The following is a 20,455-nucleotide window of genomic DNA, read 5'->3' as shown; positions in this document are numbered from 1 at the left end:
CGACCGGACGGTGCCGGTCGGGGCGCGTCGCTGAGGCGAGCGGGTCCCACCTCACGGTGCCCCGGTCTCCGCCGGAGGCAACCGTCAGCTCAGGGACGCCAGCGCCGCGTTCCACGTGGCCGACGGACGCATGATCTCCGCGGCCTTGGCCGGGTCGGGCTGGTAGTAGCCGCCGATCTCCGCCGGGGAGCCCTGGACGGCGTTCAGCTCGCCCACGATCGCCTGCTCGTTCGCCGCGAGGGTCTCGGCGAGCGGCGCGAACGCCTTGGCCAGCTCGGCGTCGTCGGTCTGCCGGGCCAGCTCCTGCGCCCAGTACAGGGACAGATAGAAGTGGCTGCCCCGGTTGTCGATGCCGCCGACGCGCCGGGTCGGGGACTTGTCCTCGTTGAGGAAGGTCGCCGTGGCGCGGTCCAGGGTGTCGGCGAGGACCTGGGCGCGGCCGTTGCCGGTGGTCTTCGCGAACTGCTCCAGGGACGGGACCAGCGCGAAGAACTCGCCGAGCGAGTCCCAGCGCAGGTAGTTCTCCTTGACCAGCTGCTGGACGTGCTTGGGCGCGGAGCCGCCGGCGCCGGTCTCGAACAGGCCGCCGCCCGCCATCAGCGGGACCACCGACAGCATCTTGGCGCTGGTGCCCAGCTCCAGGATCGGGAACAGGTCGGTGAGGTAGTCGCGCAGCACATTGCCGGTGACGGAGATGGTGTTCTCACCGCGCCGGATGCGCTCCACCGACAGCTTGGTGGCGTCGACCGGGGCGAGGACACGGATGTCCAGGCCCTCGGTGTCGTGCTCCGGCAGGTACGCCTCGATCTTGGCGATCAGGTTGGCGTCGTGGGCGCGGGTCTCGTCCAGCCAGAAGACGGCCGGGTCGCCGGAGGCGCGGGCGCGGGTGACGGCCAGCTTCACCCAGTCCTTGATCGGGGCGTCCTTGGTCTGGCAGGCGCGGAAGATGTCACCGGCGGACACGGCCTGCTCGATGACGGCGGTGCCGTTCGCGTCGACCAGGCGGACCGTGCCGGTGACCGGGATCTCGAACGTCTTGTCGTGGCTGCCGTACTCCTCGGCCTTCTGCGCCATCAGGCCGACGTTCGGGACCGAGCCCATGGTGGACGGGTCGTAGGCGCCGTTCGCCCGGCAGTCGTCGATGACGGCCTGGTAGACGCCGGAGTAGGAGGAGTCGGGGAGCACCGCGAGGGTGTCGGCCTCCTGGCCGTCCGGGCCCCACATGTGACCGGAGGTGCGGATCATGGCCGGCATCGAGGCGTCCACGATCACATCGGACGGGACGTGCAGGTTGGTGATGCCCTTGTCCGAGTCGACCATCGCCAGGGCCGGGCCCTTGGCCAGCTCGGCGTCGAAGGACGCCTTGATCTCGTCGCCCTCGGGCAGCGCCTCCAGGCCCTTGTAGATACCGCCCAGACCGTCGTTCGGGGTGAGACCGGCGGCGGCGAGCTGAGCCCCGTACCGGGCGAAGGTGTCAGGGAAGAAGGCGCGCACGACATGGCCGAAGACGATCGGGTCGGAGACCTTCATCATCGTGGCCTTGAGGTGTACGGAGAACAGCACCCCGTCGGCCTTGGCGCGGGCGACCTGGGCGGTGAGGAACTCGCGCAGCGCGGCGACCCGCATGACGGAGGCGTCGACGACCTCGCCTTCGAGGACGGGTACGGACTCGCGCAGCACGGTCGTGGAGCCGTCGTCGCCGACCAGCTCGATCCGCAGCGAACCGGCCTCGGAGATCACGACCGACTTCTCGGTGGAGCGGAAGTCGTCCACGCCCATGGTGGCGACGTCGGTCTTCGACTCGGCGGACCAGGCGCCCATGCGGTGCGGGTGGGTCTTGGCGTAGTTCTTCACCGAGGCGGGCGCGCGGCGGTCGGAGTTGCCCTCGCGCAGCACCGGGTTCACGGCGGAGCCCTTGACCTTGTCGTAGCGGGCGCGGATGTCGCGCTCCTCGTCGGTCTTGGGGTCGTCCGGGTACTCCGGCAGGGCGTAGCCCTGGCCCTGTAGCTCGGCGACGGCGGCCTTGAGCTGCGGGATCGACGCCGAGATGTTCGGCAGCTTGATGATGTTGGCCTCGGGCGTCCTGGCCAGCTCGCCCAGCTCACCGAGCGCGTCCGGGATCCGCTGGTCCTCGGCGAGGTACTCCGGGAACAGCGCGATGATCCGGCCCGCCAGCGAGATGTCCCGCGTCTCGACGGGGACACCGGCCTGCGCCGCGTACGCCTTGACCACCGGCAGGAACGAATACGTCGCCAGGGCGGGGGCCTCGTCAGTGTGCGTATAGATGATGGTCGAGTCAGTCACCGGGTGCTCCGCTCCACGTCTGCAACATTGCTCGACATCAAGATATCTCGTGCCGGGGGGTCGATCGACAGGGGTTCGGCGGACAGGTTTCGCGACGCGGGGGAGGAGGGGCGGACGGGCCACGGGAGCCGGTCCCCGCCCTCCGCCCCCCTCGGACTACTCGAACCGCGCCGTCGGCAGCTCGCCCGGCTCGTTCTCCGCGCCCGCGCCCCGCTGCTGCGGGATCACCACCGCCCCCTGCTGCAACGCCACCGTCCGGGTGGGCGCCGGGATACGGATGCCCTCCTTGCGGTAGCGCTGGTGGAGCCGCTTGATGAACTCGTGCTTGATCCGGTACTGGTCGCTGAACTCGCCCACGCCGAGGATCACGGTGAACCCGATCCGCGAGTCCCCGAAGGTGTGGAACCGCACGATCGGCTCATGGTCCGGCAGCGCTCCGTCGACCTCGGCCATCACCTGCGCGACGACCTCGTTCGTGACCCGCTCCACCTGGTCCAGATCGCTGTCGTACGCCACTCCGGCCTGGACCAGGATGGTCAGCTCCTGCTCGGGGCGCATGAAGTTGGTCATGTTGGTCTTGGCGAGCTGCCCATTGGGGATCACGACCAGGTTGTTGGAGAGGTTGCGCACGGTCGTCTGCCGCCAGTTGATGTCCTCGACATAGCCCTCCTCGCTGCTGCTCAGCCGGATGTAGTCACCGCGCTGCACGGTGTTGGAGGCGAGGATGTGGATGCCCGCGAAGAGGTTGGCGAGGGTGTCCTGGAGGGCCAGTGCCACCGCCAGACCGCCGACGCCGAGGGCGGTGATCATCGGGGCGATCGACACGCCCAGCGTCTGGAGGACCACGAGGAAACCGATGGCCAGCACCAGGACGCGGGTGATGTTGACGAAGATGGTGGCCGAACCGGCGACCCCGGAGCGGGCCAGCGTCACCGACTGCACGGTCCCGGCGATCAGGCGGGCCGCCGCGGCGGTCACCACGAAGATCAGCAGCACGGTCAGCGTCTGGTTGGTGTGGTGCTGCACGGTCGCCGTCAGTGGCAGCACCGCCGCCCCGGCCGCCGCGCCGCCGACCAGCGCCGCCCACGGCACCATGATCCGCAGCGCGGCCACGAGCACGTCGTCGCCGCTCCAGCGGGTGCGGTCGGCCTGCTTGCCCAGCCAGCGCAGCAGCACCCGCAGCAGCAGCGCCGCCAGCACACCGGCGGCCAGGGCGATCCCGGCCAGCATCAGATCGTCCAGGGTCAGCGCGCGGTCCATCGGTCACCTCCGGGCAGACGCGGTGCGGCGCACGGGGGCGTCGGCGGCCGGGTGGGGAGTGTTGTCACGTGCTCACCTGTTCGTTCCGGGATCGGGCAACTCGCCCCGCTCGGCTGGCGCCGGGGCGCGACTCGCTCATCCTGCCGTACGGGGCACACCAGTTCGTACCGGGAGGCCCGGCCGCCTGGACCGGCAACGGCGGTACCGCAGTGACGTCAGGGGCTGGTGAACGAGCGCCGGAGTCCGCCTCGAACTCCCGCAAGGCGTCCGCCGCTTCGGCCCGTCGACCGCGTTGCGGACCTCGGGGCGGGACAGCACGACCGTGGTGACGTGTGTCCCCGGCGCCCGCCGCTGACCGGCATGGTGAAATCCCCCTCGTACGACGACGACCGCACGGCACCGGGGAGTTCACAGATGGCACAGCAGCAGGCCGGGGACGGCGGGACGACGCCGGTCGCCGTGGTGACCGGCGCCAACCGGGGCATCGGCCACGAGGTCGTACGGCAACTCGCCGACCGCGGTCACCGGGTGGTCCTCGGCTCCCGTGACCTGGCCAAGGGCGAGGCCGCGGCGGCCCGGATCGACCCCGGCGGCGGGCGCGTCACGCCCGTGCGGCTGGACATCGCCGATCCGGCGAGCGTGGACACCCTGGGCACCTGGGTCGCCGAACGGTTCGGGCGCGCCGATGTGCTCGTCAACAACGCCGCGATCCTCTACGACACCTGGGCCCGGGCCGTCACCGCCGATCTGGCGGAGGTGCGACGGGCCCTGGACACCAATCTGTTCGGCGCCTGGCGGGTCACCCAGGCGCTGCTCCCGCTGCTGGAACGCAGCCCGCGCGCGAGGATCGTCAACGTCAGCAGCGAGGGCGGTTCGCTGGCGTCGATGAGCGGCGGCATCCCCGCGTACGCCGTCTCCAAAGCCTCGCTCAACGCCCTCACCCGGCTGCTGGCGGGGGAGCTGCGCGGCCGTGGGGTGCTGGTCAACGCGGTGTGCCCGGGGTGGGTGGCCACCGACATGGGCGGCGCCGGGGGCCGTCCGGTGGCGGAGGGGGCGGCGGGGGTGGTGTGGGCGGCGACCCTGCCGGACGACGGGCCCAGCGGGGGGTTCTTCCGGGACGGGCGGCCGGTGCCGTGGTGAGGTTCTTGGGCTGCCGTTGCCCATCCTGTACGGAAACAGCAACCCCTCACGTCCGGAAGTAGTGCCCCTCCGCCAGGTCCGTGAGCAGGTCCGGCTCCTTCGGATGCCAGTCCAGGCGTTCGCGGGTCAGGGTGCTCGTCGCCGGGACGTCCGTGACGGCGAAGGTGCCCAGCCAGCCGAAGTGGTCGATGGCCTCGTCGGCGGCGATCGACGTCACCGGCACGCCCAGTCCCTCACCGATGGCCCCGGCGATGTCCCGGAACGGCACGCCCTCGTCGTCGACGCCGTGCAGCCGTGAGCCCGCCGGGGCCGTCTCCAGCGCCAGCCGGAACAGCCGGGCCGCGTCCAGCCGGTGCACGGCGGGCCAGCGGTTGGTGCCGGTGCCGATGTACGCGGCGGCGCCCTTCTCCCGGGCGACCCGGATGAGCGTCGGCACGAAGCCCTTGTCACCCAGGCCGTGCACCGACAGCGGCAGCCGTACGACACTGGCGCGCACCCCGCGCTCCGCGAGCGCCAGCGCCGCCTGCTCGGACGGGGCCCGCAGAGCGCCCGGCACGGCGGGGTCGGCGGCGTCCTCCTCCGTGGCCACCCGCCCCGGGGAGACCCCGGCGATGCCCGAGGTGACGACGAAGGGGCGGCCCGAGCCCGCGAGCGTCTCGCCGATCGCCTCGATGGCCCGCAGATCGGTGAGCGAGGCGGCGGCGTAGTCGGAGAAGTCATGGATGAAGGCGGCGTGGATCACACCGTCCGCCGCGTCCGCCCCGCTCCGCAGGGAATCGAGATCATCGAGGGCGCCGCGATGCGCGTCGGCTCCGGCGGCGGCCAGCGCGGCGACGGCCCCCTCCGAACGGGCGAGCCCGACGACCGTGTGCCCGGCGTCCAGCAACTGGGGGACGACGGCGCTGCCGATGAATCCGGTCGCGCCGGTGACGAAGACACGCACGGTGTGCTCCTTTGCTGACGGGATGCGGCGGGGGCCGCGCGGTGCGCAGGACCTGCTTCCGGACACGGCGGGCCGGCCACCTGTGCGGCGGGTCGGCCACCCACGCGGAGGGGTCTGCTGCTGCCTCCATCGTCCGGACGGGAGGTGCCCGGCGTCCGCAGGCCGCTGCTCGCGGGACCGTACGGGAGGGATATCACCGCAGGTCAACCAGTACTCTCCAGGTGTCCGGCCCGGTCGGTCGGCGCTACGCCGGCCGTATGACCCGCATCCGCATCCTGACCAACATCCGCCCCCGCTCAGATCACCTTCAGCCGGACCAGCGCCCCCAGCGTCAGCGCGCCCGGCACCAGCGGCACCCACACCGTGATGATCCGGTACGCCAGGACCACCGCCGTGGCCACGGTGACCGGGCTGCCCGCCGCCACCAGGGCCACGATCAGCGCCGCCTCGACCGAGCCGAGTCCGCCCGGGGTGGGTACCACCGCCACGGCCACGGTGGCCGCGAGATAGGCGAGCGCGATGTGCCAGGGCGGCACCGGCAGCCCCAGCGCCATCCCTACGGCCGCGAGCCCGGCGGCCTGGAGGGCGGGGAAGGCCAGCGACCCGCCCCACAGCGCGAGGGCCCGCGCGGGACGGGCGTGCACGGTACGGGCCTCACCGAGCGCGGTGCGCAGGAAGGTGACGACGGGGGTGCGGAGCCGTCGTACGAGGATCAGGACGGTCGCGGCGAGGACGGCCGTACCGCCGGCGGCGGCCACCAGGGGCAGCGCCACGCCGTCCGGGACCAGGGAGTCCAGCCGCAGGGCGTGCGGGAAGGCGATGAACAGGGCCGCCAGCAGTCCGACACGGGCCACGGACTCGGCCAGCAGATACAGCGCGACGGCCGCCGAGGAGCGGGCCAGGGGCAGCCCGCACACCGTCATGAACCGCAGATTGACCGCGCTCGCGCCGAGCCCGGTGGGCAGCAGCTGATTCGCCGACCCGGCCGCGAACTGGGTGACCAGCAACCGCAGCGCGGGCAGCCGGTCCACCACCGCGCCCTGCCGGGTCACCGCCGCCGCGACCCAGGTCAGACAGGTGGCCCCGGCCGCCGCCAGCAGCCAGGGCCACTCGGCCGTCGCGAGCTGACGGAAGCCCGCCACGAGCACCTCACGGTGCTGGACGGCGACGACGGTCACCAGGACGAGCGGCAGAAGGACGAGTATCCGGCGGACCGGGACCCGCCGGAACGCCCGGCGCGCTCCCGCGTACCGGGCCGGCGCGGCGGTGTCCTGCGCCGGGTCCGGCGAGTCCGGCGGGGTCTGTGCGGCTGTCACACTCGCAGAGGTTCTCCGCAGCGCCTCAACTGCGGGTTGCGATTGCGCGGACGCCGGTTTACGGACGGACTGCGGGCTTGTGCCGGGCCGACGGCAGACCGCCGAGGGCGTCCATATCCGTCACATCCGTCGCATCTGTCATATTCATCATATCCATCAGATCCATCAGAACTGCACGGAGAACTGCATGGAACCCCTCGTATCAGCTGATTTGTGACAGGTGACACATTCGGTCAACTTGGCGTGTTTCGGATGACATGGTGGGGGCGTGCTCGACGACACCGACCGCAGGATCATGCGTACCCTCACCCGCGACGGCCGGACGCCCTACACCACGCTCGCCCGTGAGGTGGGCGTCTCGGAGGGGACCGTGCGGCAGCGGGTGGCCCGGCTCCAGGAGAGCGGGGTGCTGCGGATCGTCGCGCTGTGCGATCCGCTGCGGCTGGGGCACCAGTCCGTACGGCTGATGATCCGGGTGCGGGACCTCACCCCGAGGGCGGTGGCCAAGACCCTCTCCGGCATGCCGATGATCAACCATGTGGCGCTGTGCGCCGGGAGCCAGGACATCTTCCTGGAGGGGACCTGCCGCGACCAGGCCCAGCTCGTCCAGCTCCTCGACGACATCCGGATGCTGCCCGGGGTCTCCCGGGTGCAGGTGCTTCTGCTGCTGGAGCTGTTCAAGGACTACTCGTGGCAGGGGCTCGCCAGCGCCGTGGGCCAGGGAGTCGCCGAGGAGTGAACCGCCCTCCCCGGCTCGCCCGGCCCCCCACCCTCACCCGGGAATGATCCGCTTCTCCGGCCGCACCGGCACCTCCCGGAACCCGGCCCACAGATACGAGTCCTTGATGACCTCCAGCACGGTCAGCGCCTCCGCGTGCGCGACCCCGTTGACCCGGCGCACCCGCTCGGTGAGCAGCTCGGCCAGATGCTCCAGGTCCCGGCAGCGGACGTCGACGATCAGGTCGTACGGACCCACGCAGGAGGCCACGTACCGCACCTCCGGCATCCGTGACATCTCGCGGGCCACCAGCGCCACCGGGATGTGATGCACCCGGACCGCGAGATGGACCTCCATCTCGCCCATGCGCACGGCGTCCGTCATCCCGACGACCTGCACCACACCTTTGCGCTGGAGCCGCTGATAGCGGGCCCGCACGGACGCCTCGGACAGGCCCACCGTCCGCCCGATCTCGGCGAAGGAGCGCCGGCCGTCCACCCTGAGCTGATCGATGATCTGCCGGTCCAGGTCGTCGATCATCGGGGAACCTCCAGGGCGGCTGCGAGGGCGCGGCCACGGGACAGTAGTTGCTCTTTGCACCTTTATGCCCGGGGCCCATGAGTGTCAATGTCGTCGGTCACATCCGCTCCCCGCTGCGATACGCGTGGAAAACGGTGCCGCTTTCCACGGGATTCGTTGCGGACTCATCTTTCGGGTCGTCGCCCGTTCCACCACGCTTTCCCCATCCGACACCTCAGCGCCGAGGGCCGGAGCCCGCCCCGGTCCGGACAAGGAGTTCCCGCACATGCGACACACCATCCCTCCTCTCCCCCCGACACCCCGGCGGACGCTCCGGTGACGGTCACGGCGACCGCCGCGGGCGCCCCCGCCGAGCGGCCGGGCGCGGGCCGGGCGGGGTCCGGGCAGGCATCGGGACCGGCCTCCGGCGGCGGAGCCGCACGGCAGCCGCGCGCCCGCCGGGCCGTGGTGACGACGCTGCTGCTCGCCCCCGCCGGGATCACGGTCCTCGGACTGGTCCTGGTGCCGCTGCTGCTGGTGGTGCGCAACAGCTTCGCCTCGGCGGACGCCTACGGCGGCATCCAGGGTGGCTGGACCCTGTCCAACTACCAGGACCTGATGGACCCGGTCTATCTCAAGGTCTTCAGCTACAGCCTGGGCATGGCGGCCCTGAACACCGCCGTCTGTCTGGTCCTCGGCTATGTGGTCTCGTACTACCTGTCCAGCCGGTCCCCGCAGCGCCAGATGCTGCTGCTCCTGCTGATCATCGTGCCGTTCTGGACCGACTTCCTGGTGCGGACCTTCGCCTGGATCAATCTGCTCAGCCCCGGCGGCCCGGTGAACAGCCTGACCGACGCCATCGGGCTCACCGACGGCAGCACCCAGTGGATCCCCAGCCAGGGCGCCTCCTTCGTCGGCCTGGTGTACGCCTTCCTGCCCACCGCGATCTTCCCGATCTACGCCTCGCTGCGCGGCGTCGACGGCTCCCTCGGCGAGGCCGCCCGCGACCTGGGCTGCGGCTGGTGGCGGGTGCACACCCGGGTGCTGCTGCCGATCGCCCGGCCCGGCATGCTCGCCGCGGCCCTGCTCACCTTCATCCCGACCCTCGGCGTGTTCGTCATCCCGGTGCTGCTCGGCGGCGGACGGGACCAGCTGGTCGGCAATCTCATCGTCACCCTCTACACCGAGTTCCGTAACCAGCCCATGGGCGCCGCCGCCTCGGTCGTACTGCTGCTGCTGATGGTGGCGTCGATGGCGGTGTTCGGACTGGCCGTCCGGCGGCTGAGGAGGAAGTCCGCATGAAGCACGCCCTCGACACCGTGACCGCCTGGCTGGCCCGTGGCGTCATCGCCTTCCTCTACATCCCCATCGTCGTGGTGGTGGTGCTCTCCTTCAACGACTCCGAAGTCACCTACAAATGGGAGGGCTTCAGCACCCGCTGGTACGGACAGCTCGCCGACAACACCGAACTGCTCGCCGCGCTGCGCATCAGCGCCGAGACCGCGCTGATCTCCGCCACCCTCGCCACCCTGTGCGGACTGCTCGCCGCCATGGGCATGGCCCGGCTCCGCGCCCGCGGCAAGGCACTCTTCTCCGGCGGGCTGTTCCTGCCGCTGATCATCCCGGAGATCGTGCTCGGCGTGGCCCTGCTGTCCGTCTTCGGTGCCATGCACGTCGACCTGGGGGTGACGACCCTGGTCCTGGGCCATGTCGTGGTGACCCTGCCGTACGCCTCGCTGATCGTCCTCGGCGCCTACGCGGCGCTCGACCCCTCGCTCCAGGAGGCCGCCACCGACCTCGGCTGCAACCCCTGGCAGTCGTTCCGCCGGATCACCCTGCCCCTGCTGCGGCAGCCGCTGCTCGCCGCCTGGCTGCTCAGCTTCACGATCTCCTTCGGCAACATCGTGATGTCGACCTTCACCAACGGAGTCGGCAGCACCACCCTTCCGCTGCGCGTCTACTCGATGCTCAAGGGCGGTCTGACCCCGGAGATCAACGCGCTGGGCACGCTGCTCGTGCTCTTCACCCTGCTGATCATCGTCGGCGTGGGCCTGCGGCAGATGCGCCGGGTCCTGCTCGGAGCCGACCGCTCCTGACCCGCCCCTTTCCCGCTTTGCTCCGCCCTGCTTCTCCTCGCTCTTCGCCACTCACGAAAGGCATCACCCTCATGCGCGCAAGAAGTGTCTCCAGAGGTGCCCTCGCCATCGCCGTCACCACCGTCACCGCCCTCATCGCCACCGGCTGCGGCGGCTCCGACTCGGGCTCGGCGTCCTCCGGCGGCGGCAAGGAGCTGAACATCTACGCCTGGGCCGACGAGATCCCGGACACCGTGGTGAAGAAGTTCGAGAAGGAGACCGGGATCAAGGTCACCCTCGACACCTTCGACAGCAACGAGACGATGACCGCCAAGCTCAGCTCGGGCTCGGCCGGCTACGACCTGATCGAGCCCAGCCAGTACAGCGTGCAGCAGCTCATCGGGCAGCAGCTGATCGAGCCGCTGGACCACTCCCGCATCCAGGGCCTGGACAACCTCGCCGACAAATTCCGCGACCCGTCCTACGACCCCGGCAACAAGTACTCGATCCCGTGGATCTGGGGCACCACCGGCTTCGCCTACAACGACAAGTGCATCCCGTCGGCGACCAGCTGGCAGACGCTCTTCGACGAGAAGTACAAGGGCAAGGTCTACATGCTGGACAACATGCTCGCCGCGTACATCGCCGGGCTCCAGGTGACCGGCGCCCGCGCCACCAGCACCGACGAGGGCGAGATCAAGGCCGCCACCGACGCGCTGACCGACCAGAAGAAGATGCTCGCGGGCTACAACTCCACCAACTACCCGCAGCTGCTCTCCACCGGCCAGGCGTGCGCCGCCCAGGCGTGGAGCGGCACGGCCATGGCCAAGGTGGTCGCCGCCAACCCGAACGTGCACTACGTCCTTCCCGAGGAGGGCGGCTCGATCTGGACGGACGGCCTGTCCATCCCCAAGGGCGCCAAGAACACCGACTCCGCCTACCAGTTCATCAACTACCTCCTCAAGCCCGAGATCGCCGCCATGGCCACCGACGACGGCGGCAGCGCCAGCGCCAATGAAAAGGCGCGCGAGTTCATCAAGGACAAGAAGGCCCTGGAGAACCCGGCCGTCTACGCCTCCGACGAGTCCATCGCCAAGGCGGACTTCCTGCTCGACCCGGGCACCGCGATGAAGTACTTCCAGCAGGGCTGGACCAAGGTGAAGGCGTCCTGACGATGACCACCACGAAGACCGCCCCCAGGGCGGCGCTCCCCGGTACCGACGCCCCGGCGGTACGGCTCACGGGCGTGGGCAAGACCTTCGGCACCACCCCCGCCGTCCAGGACGTCACCCTCGACATCCGCCGCAACGAGTTCTTCTCCATCCTCGGCCCCTCCGGCTGCGGCAAGACCACCCTCATGCGGATGATCACCGGCTTCGAGACGCCCACCGAGGGCACCGTCGAGCTGGGCGGCGTCCCCGCCAACTCCGTCCCGCCGCACAAGCGCGACCTGAACATGCTCTTCCAGAGCTACGCCCTCTTCCCGCACCTCACGGTCGCGGAGAACGTGGCCTTCGAGCTGAAGGTGCGCAAGTCCCGCCCCAAGGCGGAGATCGCCGCGGCGGTACGGGAGTACCTGGCACTGGTCCGTCTTGAGGCGTACGGCGACCGTTCGATCGCCCAGCTCTCCGGCGGCCAGCGGCAGCGCGTCGCCATCGCCCGCGCCCTGATCGGCGGGCCCTCGCTGCTCCTCCTGGACGAACCGCTCGGCGCGCTCGACCAGAAGCTGCGGGCCGAGATGCAGCTGGAGCTGAAGAAGATCCAGCGCGAGGTCGGGGTGACCTTCGTGACCGTCACCCACGACCAGGAGGAGGCCCTGACCATGTCCGACCGCATCGCGGTGATGGACGGCGGCCGGGTCCTCCAGGTCGACAGCCCCGAGGCGATCTACGAACGCCCCGCGACCCGCTTCGTCGCCGACTTCATCGGTACGTCCAACTTCCTCACCGGCACCCTGGACGGCACCTTCGTCGACGTCCCCGGCCTCGGCCGGTTCGCCGCCCCGGAGGGCCACGGGCTCGCCCCCGGCACCCAGGCGCACCTCGCGGTCCGGCCGGAGAGCGTCCGCCTGGCCGCCCCGGACACCGACCTGCCCGGCTGCGGCACCGTCCTGGACGGCACCCTCCAGCAGATCGTCTACCTGGGCAACGCCACCCGCTACCACCTCACCCTGACCGACGGCACGGAACTGGTCTCCGAGTCCCGCGGCCCCGACCGCAGCGGCCTCACCGCCGGATCGCCGGTCCGGGCCGGCTGGGACCCCGAGCGGTCCCGGCTGCTCGCGGAATGACCCCCGCGGTGCGCCGCCCACATCCCAACGGCAGCCGGTCCCCGCGCCGCCCGCATCCGGCCCGCCGCCGGTCCCTGCCCGACCCCGTCCCCCCGCACAAGGAGATACGACCGTGAAGGTCGCCGCAGCACAATTCGCCCCGACCGCCGACGCGGTCGCCAACCTCGCCGTCATCGAGGAGATGACCGCCGACGCCGTCGCCGCGGGCGCCGAACTGGTCGTCTTCCCCGAGGAGTCGATGCTCCCCTCCGACTTCAGCACCGAGACCGACGCCCAGCTCAGGGAACTCGCCATCGCCCACTGGGAGCCCTTCCTGGAGGGCCTGTCCCGCATCGCCCGCACCCATGGCATCGCGGTCATCGCCGCCGGCTACGAGGACAGCGGCACGGCACTCCCGTACAACACCATGGCCGCCGTGGACGCCGAGGGCGAGGTCCTCGGGCTCTACCGCAAGATGCATCTGTACGACGCCTTCGACTACAAGGAGTCGCGCCGCATCCAGCGTGGCGACACCGGCCCGGTCGTCGTCCGCATCGGTGACTTCAACGTCGGCCTGGTCAACTGCTACGACGTCCGCTTCCCGGAGTTCACCCGCTCCCTCGTGGAGATGGGCGCGGACCTGCTCGCGGTGTCGGCGGCCTGGGTCAAGGGCCCGTTGAAGGAGGACCACTGGCAGACGCTGCTGCGCACCCGCGCCATCGAGAACACCTGCTGGGTCGTGGCGTCCTCGCTGACCACCCCCGACTGCATCGGCATGTCGATGGCCGTCGACCCCCTGGGCGTGGTCCGGGCGGCGCTCGGCGAGGAGGAGCGCTCGCTGCTCGTCGTCGACGCCGACAAGGACCGGATCGACCGGGCCCGCACGGTCCTGCCCGTGCTCCGCAACCGCCGCATCATCATCGGACCGAGGTGACCCGTCCCATGCCACTGGACATTCGCGACCTGCCCGCCCCACTGGACACCGCCCTCGCCGAACGGCTGCGCACGGTCGACTTCCCCACCCTCGGCCACTATCTGGAGGAAGGTTTCTGCGACCCGGCGCTCCAGCGGATGGCCGGCTCCGGAAAGCTGGTCGGCCGGGCGGTGACGGTCCGCACCACGGCGACCGACTCCACGATGCTGCACCACGCGGCGGGACTGGTCGGCCCCGGCGATGTGATCGTGCTCGACACCGGCGGCGACCGCCGGCACGCCCCGCTGGGCGAGGTCCTGGTCAACGCCCTCGCCGCGCGCGGCGCCGCCGGTGCGGTGGTCGACGGCCTGTGCACCGACATCGACGCCCTGCGCGAGGTAGGCCTGCCGGTGTACGCCTTCGGGCGTACCCCGCTGACCACCAAGCTGCACGGCCTCGCCGACGGTTCCCTGTGCGCCCCCGTCACCTGCGGCGGGGTCCCCGTGCACGCCGGCGACCTGGTCCTGGGCGACGCCAACGGCCTGATCATCGCCCCGGCCGGCCGCCTCGCCGCGGTCCTGGACGAGGCCATCGAGGACGACGCCGAGGAACCCGCGCTGGTGGCCGAACTCCACCAGGGCAAGCCCCTCGGCTCCCTCACCGGCGCGACGGAGACCCTCCGGGGGCTGGGCGCGTTCGCCTGACGGGGCTCGCCGCCGCCCTCACCCCCGTAAGCCTTCTTGCACCACCCCTCACCCCTTGGCGTCACCCCGTACTACGCCATACCCCCCTGAAAGGACCACCGTGTTTCTGAAAGCCGCCGTCAACGGCGGGCGCTCCCGGACCGAGCACCCCACCGTCCCGGTCACCGCGGAGCAGATCGCCGCCGACACCGCCGCGGTGCTCGCCGCCGGAGCGGACGTCGTCCACTTCCATGTGCGCACCCCGGACGGCGGGCAGTCCATCCGCCCCGACGCGCTCGCCGAAGTGCTGCACGCGATCCGCGCCACCGCCCCCGACGCGGTGGTCGGCACCACCACCGGCCTGTGGACCTGCTCCGGCCCCGAGGAACGCTACGAACTGGTCAAGTCCTGGGACGTGCTGCCCGACTTCGCCTCCGTCGCCTTCTGCGAGGAGGGCGCCACCGAGACCGCCGAACTGGTCGTGGAACGGGGCATGGTCCTGGAGAGCGCCGTCTGGACGATGGACGACGTCCCCGCCCTGCTGGCCTCACCGACCCTGCACCACAACGTGCGCATCCTGATCGAGCCGGTGGAGGAGGACCCCGAGGAGGCGGTCACCGCGGCCCGCGCGATGGCGGAGCGCATCCTCGCCGCGGGCGTGACCTGCCCGATCCTCTACCACGGCGAGGGCGCCACCGTCTGGCCCCTGGTCCGCGCCGCCGCCGAGGACGGCCACCAGGCCCGCATCGGCTTCGAGGACGGCACGACCCTGCCCGACGGCACGGCCGCCACGGACAACGCGGCGCTGGTGCGGGCGGTACGGGAGCTGACGGGGAACTGACACCGCGGGGCGACGGGGCCGACGTCCGCCGGCCGGGCGACGGCTTGGCTCCGCCGCCCGGCGGCTCGGCCCTTTCGCCCGCTGTGGCGATCGTCACGAGACGGCTCGCGGGTTGTTGCCTACGCTGATCCCGGCGATCGGTATCCGGCCGATGCGGTGAGCAGGGGCCCGGAGCGCCGCCCCGCCGCATCCTTGACGGTCCGTCGAAGAGGCCCTTGACCTGCGCAGACGCGGGCAGGGAGCCGAGGAACGGGAGTAGTCCGCATGCTGCGCACCATGTTCAAGTCCAAGATCCATCGCGCCACCGTCACCCAGGCCGACCTGCACTACGTGGGATCGGTGACCATCGATGCCGCGTTGCTCGATGCCGCTGATCTGCTGCCGGGCGAGCTGGTGCACATCGTCGACATCGACAATGGCGCCCGGCTGGAGACGTACGTCATCGAGGGGGAGCGCGGCTCCGGGGTCGTCGGGATCAACGGTGCCGCCGCGCACCTTGTCCACCCGGGGGACCTGGTGATCATCATCAGTTACGCTCAGATGACCGACGCCGAGGCACGGGCGTTGCGACCGCGGGTGGTGCATGTGGACGGTGCGAACGGGATCGTGGCCCTCGGGGCCGACCCGGCCGCGCCGGTGCCGGGTTCGGACCAGCGGCGCAGCCCGCAGGCCGCCGGCGCGCTCTGACCGGCCACCCGTACCCTCCCCACGTGCGAAGAGGAGTCCGATGAGCGAGACCGAGATCCGCGACGACCGGGCCGCGGGACGCCTGGCGGCCGTACAGGGCGAGGAGGTCGTGGGCCGGATCGAGTACTTCGTGCTCGCGTCCCCCGCGCCCGCCCTGGTGCCGGTGCACACCATCGTCGAGCCCGCCCACGAGGGCAAGGGCATCGCCGGATCGCTGGCGCGCGAGCTGTACGCGATCGCCGCGCGCGAGGGCGTCGCCGTGGCGCCGTTGTGCCCGTACGTCGTCCAGTGGGCGGCCCGGCACCCCGAGGACGCCCCGGCGGCCGACCCCGAGCTGCTGCGCGCGGCGCGGGAGTGGCTGGTGGCGCACCCCGGCCGGTTCTGAGGTACGCCGCCGTGCTCGCGCTGCTGCACACCTCACCCATCCATGTCCCGGTCTTCGACGCCCTGCGTGACGAGGACCATCCGGGCCTGGTGCTGCAACACCTCGTGGACGAGGACCTACTCGACCGGGCCCGCCGGGAGGGTCCGCAGGCGGTGACGGGTGCGGTGGGCGCGGTCGTGGCGCGGGCCGTGGCCGACGGCGCCAGGGCCGTGCTGTGCACCTGCTCCACCATCGGCGGGGCCGCCGAGGCGTTCGCCGCGCCGGTCCCGGTGCTCCGGGTCGACCGTCCGATGGCCGCCGCCGCGGTCGCGGTGGGCCCCCGGATCACCGTCCTCGCCACGGTCGAGAGCACCCTCGGCCCGACGGCCGCCCTGATCGACGAGGAGCGCCGCCGTGCCGGGCGACCGGGCCCGGCCGACGTACGGTTGGTGGAGGGCGCCTGGGAGCGTTTCAGCGCCGGCGATCCGGTCGGCTCCGCCCGGCTGGTGGCCGCCGCGGCGGACGCCGTCACCGACGCCGACGTCATCGTGCTCGCCCAGGCGTCCATGGCCCCCGCCGCCCGCCTGACCACGACCAACGTCCCGGTCCTGACCAGCCCGCGCCCCGGCCTGTCGGCAGCGGCCCGGCTGGCGCTCGCCCCGCGCGAGCCCTGAGGCCCGGCACACTGCCCGGGCGGGGACCGAGCTTGCCCCGCCCGGGCAGCGGGGCCGAGGGATGTGACCCGGCTTGCCCCGCGCGGGTGAGTGACGGTACGTACGCCGGACAGGCGGGGGAGTACTCCAACAGCTCCAACAGCCACGACGCGACCACCGGCGGGAGGCCCCACCATGACCCACCCACCCCCGGACCCCTACCCGACCCCCGTACCCCCTCCGGAGCCACCCCCGGCCCCGGAGCCCCTGCCCCGGCCGGAACCACCCCCCACCCCACGACCGACCCCACCCCCGGATCCGAACCCCTCCCCGATCCCCCCGGGCCCAGAACCCTTCCCCACCCCGGAACCAGGCCCTCCCCTCACCTGACCACCCTTCTCGGGCACGAGGGAACGGGGGGCGGGCGCAACGTCCCTCTTCAGGGGCGCGGGGAACTGCGCGCCCAGCCCCCACCGGCCCGCACCCGCCCACGCACCCGCACCGCTCCGCAAGGCAACCGACGCGGAGCCGACGGACGCGGGGCGGGCGCCACGCCGCCTCAGGGGCGCGGGGAACGGCGTGACCAGCCACAACCCACCCGCACCCGCCCCCGAACAGCCGCCCGGGCCCCCCTGGGCGAACCAGCCAACCCCAGCGGAGCGGCTACGCCGAGACCTCCGAGCGATCCCCACCCCACAGCGTGTGGAACGCCCCCTCGCGATCCGTCCGCCGATACGTGTGCGCCCCGAAGAAGTCCCGCTGCCCCTGCGTGAGCGCCGCGGGCAACCGCTCGGCGCGCAGCGCGTCGTAGTACGCCAGCGCGGCGGCGAAGCCGGGCGTCGCCACCCCCTGCCGCGTCGCGGCGACCAGCACCTCACGCCAGTCGTCCTGCGCCGCCGCGATCTCCCGCGCGAACGTCTCGTCGGACAGCAGACTCGGCAGGTCGGGCCGCGCGTCGTACGCCGAGCGGATCCGGTCCAGGAACGCCGCCCGGATGATGCAGCCGCCCCGCCAGATCGAGGACACCGCGCCCAGATCGACACCCCAGTCGTACTCATCGCTGCCCGCGGCGATCTCGTGGAAGCCCTGGGTGTACGACACGATCTTCGACGCGTACAGCGCCTGCTCGACCCGGTCCGCGAACGCCGCCGCCTCGGACTCGCCCAGCGGCACCGCCGTCGGACCCGCGAGCCCCTGCGACGCGGCCCGCAGCGCCGCGTGCCCGGACAGCGAGCGCGCGAAGACCGCCTCCGCGATGCCGGACACCGGAACGCCCAGGTCGAGCGCGATCTGCACGGTCCAGCGGCCCGTGCCCTTCTGCTCGGCCTGGTCGACCACCACGTCCACGAACGGCTTGCCGGTCGCGGCGTCCACGTGGGACAGCACCTCGGCGGTGATCTCGATCAGGTAGGAGTCCAGCCGCCCCTGGTTCCAGGTGCGGAAGATCTCCGCGATCCGCGCGGGCGCGTACCCGGCGACATCGCGGAGCAGCTGGTACGCCTCGCCGATCAGCTGCATGTCGGCGTACTCGATGCCGTTGTGGACCATCTTCACGAAGTGCCCGGCGCCGTCCGGACCCACATGCGTCACACAGGGCGCCCCGTCGGCCGCCTTCGCGGAGATCTTCTCCAGCATCGGGCCCAGCGAGTCGTACGACTCCTTCGGCCCGCCCGGCATGATGCTCGGGCCGTGCAGCGCGCCCTCCTCGCCGCCGGAGACGCCCATGCCGACGAAGTGGATGCCCTTGTCACGCAGTTCGCGTTCCCGGCGCCGGGTGTCCGCGAAGTGCGCGTTCCCACCGTCGATGATCATGTCACCGGGTTCGAGCAGCGGCGCGAACTCCTCGATCACGGCGTCCGTGGGATCGCCCGCCTTGACCATGATGACCAGGCGGCGGGGCCGCTCCAGCGCCGCCACGAAGTCCTTCGCGGTCTCGGCCGCGATGAACTCGCCCTCGTCCCCGAACTCCTCCACCAGGGCATGCGTCCGCGCGGCGGTGCGGTTGTGCACGGCGACGGTATAGCCGTTCCGGGCGAAGTTGCGGGCGAGATTGCGGCCCATGACCGCGAGACCCGTGACGCCGATCTGGGCTGTGTTGCTCATTCCGCCTGCTCCTCAACGATTCGGTCGAAGAGCATTCGATCGAAAACGATCTGATCGAATGCCTCGATCCTGATGAACCTGCTGTCGAACATCCTGTGAAGGTACCTCTCTCCGCCATCCTGACGTCCGCCCACCCGGGGCGCACCTTTGGACCCCGGCACGTCTCAGTACGTGGCACACGGCGGGTCCGCCGCACCCTCCGACCCGCCCTCCGGACCCGGAATCCGGCCAACGAAGGTCTGTTACCCGCCATTTGACCTAGCGGGAGCCTGATTGCCGTCTTGTCATGGCCTGTTCTTCCCCCCTAGTTTTGGGCCCTCTGACACAGGTCGTAGGGGGCACTTCATGGCCGTACGCGGCCGGCACCGCCGGTACCAGCCGAACAGGATCAACCGCGCCTCACTGACCGTCACGGCGGGCGGCGCGGGTATGGCCCTGCCGTTCATCGGGGCCGGCGTCGCGCACTCCGCGGATGTGGCCACCTGGGACAAGGTCGCCGCCTGCGAGTCGACCAGCAACTGGAGCATCAACACCGAGAACGGCTACTACGGCGGGCTCCAGTTCAGCCAGTCCACCTGGGAGGCGTACGGCGGCGCCCAGTACGCGGCCCGCGCGGACCTGGCGACCAAGGACGAGCAGATCGCCGTCGCCGAGAAGGTCCTCGACGGACAGGGCCCCGGCGCGTGGCCGACGTGCTCGCAGATCGCCGGGCTGACCAGGGACGGCGTGGAGCCGGACATCGACCCGGGCGGCAAGAGCACGGCCGCCGCTGCGCAGCCCAAGGCCGTGCCGGCCGCCGTGCCCGATGTCCAGCCGCAGACCACCCCGCAGTCCCGCGCGGGCACGGCCGAGATGTACACGGTGGTGCGCGGCGACACGCTGTCCGGGATCGCCGGGGAGAGCAAGGTCACCGGCGGCTGGCAGGGCCTGTACTCGGCCAACCGCAGCACGATCGGCACCGACCCGAACCTGATCCTGCCCGGCCAGCGCCTCAGTCTGGACGGCAAGACGGCCGCCACTGCGGCGCCCGCACCCACGCCCGCGCCCGCCAAGAAGGAGACGGCCGAGCCGGAGACGTCCTCGAAGAGCACGTCCGAGAGCACCGCGAAGGCGTCCCGCGTGTCCCCCGTCGCCGCGGCCACCGGCACCAGCTACCGGACCACCGGCTCCTCCTGGTCGAAGGGCTACCACACCGGCGTCGACTTCCCCGTGCCCACCGGCACCTCAGTGAAGTCGGTCGGCGCGGGCACGGTCGTCAGCGCGGGCTGGAGCGGCTCCTTCGGCTACGAGGTGATCGTCCGGCACTCGGACGGCCGCTACAGCCAGTACGCCCACCTGTCGGCGATCAATGTGAAGGACGGGCAGTCGGTGACCGCCGGGCAGAGCCTCGGGCGGTCCGGGAACACCGGCAACAGCACGGGCCCGCATCTGCACTTCGAGGTGCGGACCGGGCCCGGCTTCGGTACGGACATCGACCCCTTGGCCTATCTGCGGGCGGGCGGCGTCAAGGTCTGACGGACGGACCCGCGGGTCTCAACGGACGGACGCTCGGGTCTCTGACGGACGGACGCGGGGGGGGGGGGGGGGGGGGGGGCGGGGGGGGGCGCGGGGGGGCGCTCCCCCCGGCGGGGGAGGGGGGGTGGGTGTCTGTGTGTGTGTGGGGGTCT

General features: G+C 71.7%; 19 protein-coding genes. 13 read left to right on the top strand and 6 right to left on the bottom strand.

The annotated features are described in order from the left end of the window. Positions 1-84 precede the first annotated feature (84 nt). Together ACFXAZ_RS33830 and ACFXAZ_RS33825 are read right to left on the bottom strand one after the other, a co-directional pair. Complete coding sequence (locus ACFXAZ_RS33830) at positions 85-2,304, bottom strand: NADP-dependent isocitrate dehydrogenase (protein WP_384598970.1); 2,220 nt, start codon at positions 2,302-2,304, stop codon at positions 85-87. Between the two features lie 156 nt (positions 2,305-2,460). Continuing rightward, positions 2,461-3,564: a mechanosensitive ion channel family protein gene (locus ACFXAZ_RS33825; RefSeq protein ID WP_384598967.1), complete on the bottom strand. Its 1,104-nt coding sequence runs from the start codon at positions 3,562-3,564 to the stop codon at positions 2,461-2,463. Between the two features lie 414 nt (positions 3,565-3,978). On the opposite strand from ACFXAZ_RS33825, the gene ACFXAZ_RS33820 reads away from it, so the two are divergent. Continuing rightward, positions 3,979-4,704 carry an SDR family oxidoreductase gene (locus ACFXAZ_RS33820; protein ID WP_384598964.1) on the top strand — a complete coding sequence of 242 codons (726 nt, stop codon included), beginning with the start codon at positions 3,979-3,981 and terminating at the stop codon, positions 4,702-4,704. A gap of 46 nt (positions 4,705-4,750) precedes the next feature. Here ACFXAZ_RS33820 and ACFXAZ_RS33815 read toward each other — a convergent pair whose 3' ends face one another. Next, on the bottom strand, positions 4,751-5,647 hold the full coding sequence (locus tag ACFXAZ_RS33815) for an SDR family oxidoreductase (protein WP_384598961.1): 897 nt from the start codon (positions 5,645-5,647) through the stop codon (positions 4,751-4,753). 296 nt (positions 5,648-5,943) lie between these two features. Then, on the bottom strand, positions 5,944-6,852 hold the full coding sequence (locus ACFXAZ_RS33810) for a YbhN family protein (RefSeq protein ID WP_384598973.1): 909 nt from the start codon (positions 6,850-6,852) through the stop codon (positions 5,944-5,946). Positions 6,853-7,231: 379 nt separating this feature from the next. Here ACFXAZ_RS33810 and ACFXAZ_RS33805 point away from each other — a divergent pair, with 379 nt between their 5' ends. Next, positions 7,232-7,702: an Lrp/AsnC family transcriptional regulator gene (locus tag ACFXAZ_RS33805; protein ID WP_384598958.1), complete on the top strand. Its 471-nt coding sequence runs from the start codon at positions 7,232-7,234 to the stop codon at positions 7,700-7,702. A gap of 33 nt (positions 7,703-7,735) precedes the next feature. On the opposite strand, the gene ACFXAZ_RS33800 is transcribed toward ACFXAZ_RS33805, so the two are convergent. Further along, the gene (locus ACFXAZ_RS33800) at positions 7,736-8,221 is read right to left on the bottom strand and encodes an Lrp/AsnC family transcriptional regulator (RefSeq protein WP_382687248.1); all 486 of its coding nucleotides are present in this window, start codon (positions 8,219-8,221) and stop codon (positions 7,736-7,738) included. A gap of 315 nt (positions 8,222-8,536) precedes the next feature. Here ACFXAZ_RS33800 and ACFXAZ_RS33795 point away from each other — a divergent pair, with 315 nt between their 5' ends. From ACFXAZ_RS33795 to ACFXAZ_RS33750, 10 genes are all read left to right on the top strand, one after another. Beyond that, on the top strand, positions 8,537-9,502 hold the full coding sequence (locus ACFXAZ_RS33795; protein ID WP_384598955.1) for an ABC transporter permease: 966 nt from the start codon (positions 8,537-8,539) through the stop codon (positions 9,500-9,502). Then, positions 9,499-10,296, top strand: coding sequence for an ABC transporter permease (locus ACFXAZ_RS33790; protein ID WP_384598952.1), 798 nt, complete (start codon positions 9,499-9,501; stop codon positions 10,294-10,296). Before ACFXAZ_RS33795 ends, ACFXAZ_RS33790 begins: the two co-directional genes overlap by 4 nt. A gap of 71 nt (positions 10,297-10,367) precedes the next feature. Further along, a complete protein-coding gene (locus ACFXAZ_RS33785) occupies positions 10,368-11,447 on the top strand; it encodes a PotD/PotF family extracellular solute-binding protein (RefSeq protein WP_384598950.1) in 1,080 nt (359 codons plus the stop codon). Between the two features lie 2 nt (positions 11,448-11,449). Then, positions 11,450-12,565, top strand: a complete 1,116-nt coding sequence (locus ACFXAZ_RS33780; RefSeq protein WP_384598947.1) for an ABC transporter ATP-binding protein — start codon at positions 11,450-11,452, stop codon at positions 12,563-12,565. Between the two features lie 112 nt (positions 12,566-12,677). Continuing rightward, on the top strand, positions 12,678-13,478 hold the full coding sequence (locus tag ACFXAZ_RS33775; protein WP_384598944.1) for a carbon-nitrogen hydrolase family protein: 801 nt from the start codon (positions 12,678-12,680) through the stop codon (positions 13,476-13,478). Positions 13,479-13,486: 8 nt separating this feature from the next. Beyond that, on the top strand, positions 13,487-14,161 hold the full coding sequence (locus ACFXAZ_RS33770) for an RraA family protein (protein WP_384598941.1): 675 nt from the start codon (positions 13,487-13,489) through the stop codon (positions 14,159-14,161). A gap of 100 nt (positions 14,162-14,261) precedes the next feature. After that, positions 14,262-14,981, top strand: a complete 720-nt coding sequence (locus ACFXAZ_RS33765; protein WP_384598938.1) for a 3-keto-5-aminohexanoate cleavage protein — start codon at positions 14,262-14,264, stop codon at positions 14,979-14,981. Between the two features lie 264 nt (positions 14,982-15,245). Then, the gene (panD, locus tag ACFXAZ_RS33760) at positions 15,246-15,668 is read left to right on the top strand and encodes an aspartate 1-decarboxylase (protein WP_384598935.1); all 423 of its coding nucleotides are present in this window, start codon (positions 15,246-15,248) and stop codon (positions 15,666-15,668) included. A gap of 40 nt (positions 15,669-15,708) precedes the next feature. Further along, a complete protein-coding gene (locus tag ACFXAZ_RS33755; protein WP_384598932.1) occupies positions 15,709-16,053 on the top strand; it encodes a GNAT family N-acetyltransferase in 345 nt (114 codons plus the stop codon). Between the two features lie 11 nt (positions 16,054-16,064). After that, on the top strand, positions 16,065-16,706 hold the full coding sequence (locus ACFXAZ_RS33750; RefSeq protein ID WP_384598929.1) for an aspartate/glutamate racemase family protein: 642 nt from the start codon (positions 16,065-16,067) through the stop codon (positions 16,704-16,706). A gap of 642 nt (positions 16,707-17,348) precedes the next feature. Here the strand turns inward: ACFXAZ_RS33750 and gndA are convergent. Further along, a complete protein-coding gene (gene gndA / locus ACFXAZ_RS33745; protein WP_384598926.1) occupies positions 17,349-18,788 on the bottom strand; it encodes an NADP-dependent phosphogluconate dehydrogenase in 1,440 nt (479 codons plus the stop codon). Between the two features lie 345 nt (positions 18,789-19,133). Between gndA and ACFXAZ_RS33740 the strand changes: the two genes are divergently transcribed. Further along, entirely contained in the window at positions 19,134-20,303 is a 1,170-nt protein-coding gene (locus ACFXAZ_RS33740; RefSeq protein WP_384598923.1) for a transglycosylase family protein, read from the top strand. The last annotated feature ends 152 nt before the right edge of the window (positions 20,304-20,455 follow it).

It is taken from the genome of Streptomyces sp. NPDC059477, from assembly GCF_042749375.1.
Lineage (GTDB): Bacteria > Actinomycetota > Actinomycetes > Streptomycetales > Streptomycetaceae > Streptomyces.
Note: the sequence above shows the minus strand (reverse complement) of the source record. Positions and strands in the feature narration are given on the sequence as shown.

Bases quoted from the DNA above. Each gene is read 5' to 3' on its own strand.
- ACFXAZ_RS33825 (WP_384598967.1), bottom strand. From the start codon at position 3,564: ATGGACCGCGCGCTGACCCTGGACGATCTGATGCTGGCCGGGATCGCC.
- ACFXAZ_RS33820 (WP_384598964.1), top strand. From the start codon at position 3,979: ATGGCACAGCAGCAGGCCGGGGACGGCGGGACGACGCCGGTCGCCGTG.
- ACFXAZ_RS33800 (WP_382687248.1), bottom strand. From the start codon at position 8,221: ATGATCGACGACCTGGACCGGCAGATCATCGATCAGCTCAGGGTGGAC.
- ACFXAZ_RS33790 (WP_384598952.1), top strand. From the start codon at position 9,499: ATGAAGCACGCCCTCGACACCGTGACCGCCTGGCTGGCCCGTGGCGTC.
- ACFXAZ_RS33785 (WP_384598950.1), top strand. From the start codon at position 10,368: ATGCGCGCAAGAAGTGTCTCCAGAGGTGCCCTCGCCATCGCCGTCACC.
- ACFXAZ_RS33780 (WP_384598947.1), top strand. From the start codon at position 11,450: ATGACCACCACGAAGACCGCCCCCAGGGCGGCGCTCCCCGGTACCGAC.
- ACFXAZ_RS33770 (WP_384598941.1), top strand. From the start codon at position 13,487: ATGCCACTGGACATTCGCGACCTGCCCGCCCCACTGGACACCGCCCTC.
- panD (WP_384598935.1), top strand. From the start codon at position 15,246: ATGCTGCGCACCATGTTCAAGTCCAAGATCCATCGCGCCACCGTCACC.
- ACFXAZ_RS33755 (WP_384598932.1), top strand. From the start codon at position 15,709: ATGAGCGAGACCGAGATCCGCGACGACCGGGCCGCGGGACGCCTGGCG.
- gndA (WP_384598926.1), bottom strand. From the start codon at position 18,788: ATGAGCAACACAGCCCAGATCGGCGTCACGGGTCTCGCGGTCATGGGC.
- ACFXAZ_RS33740 (WP_384598923.1), top strand. From the start codon at position 19,134: ATGGCCGTACGCGGCCGGCACCGCCGGTACCAGCCGAACAGGATCAAC.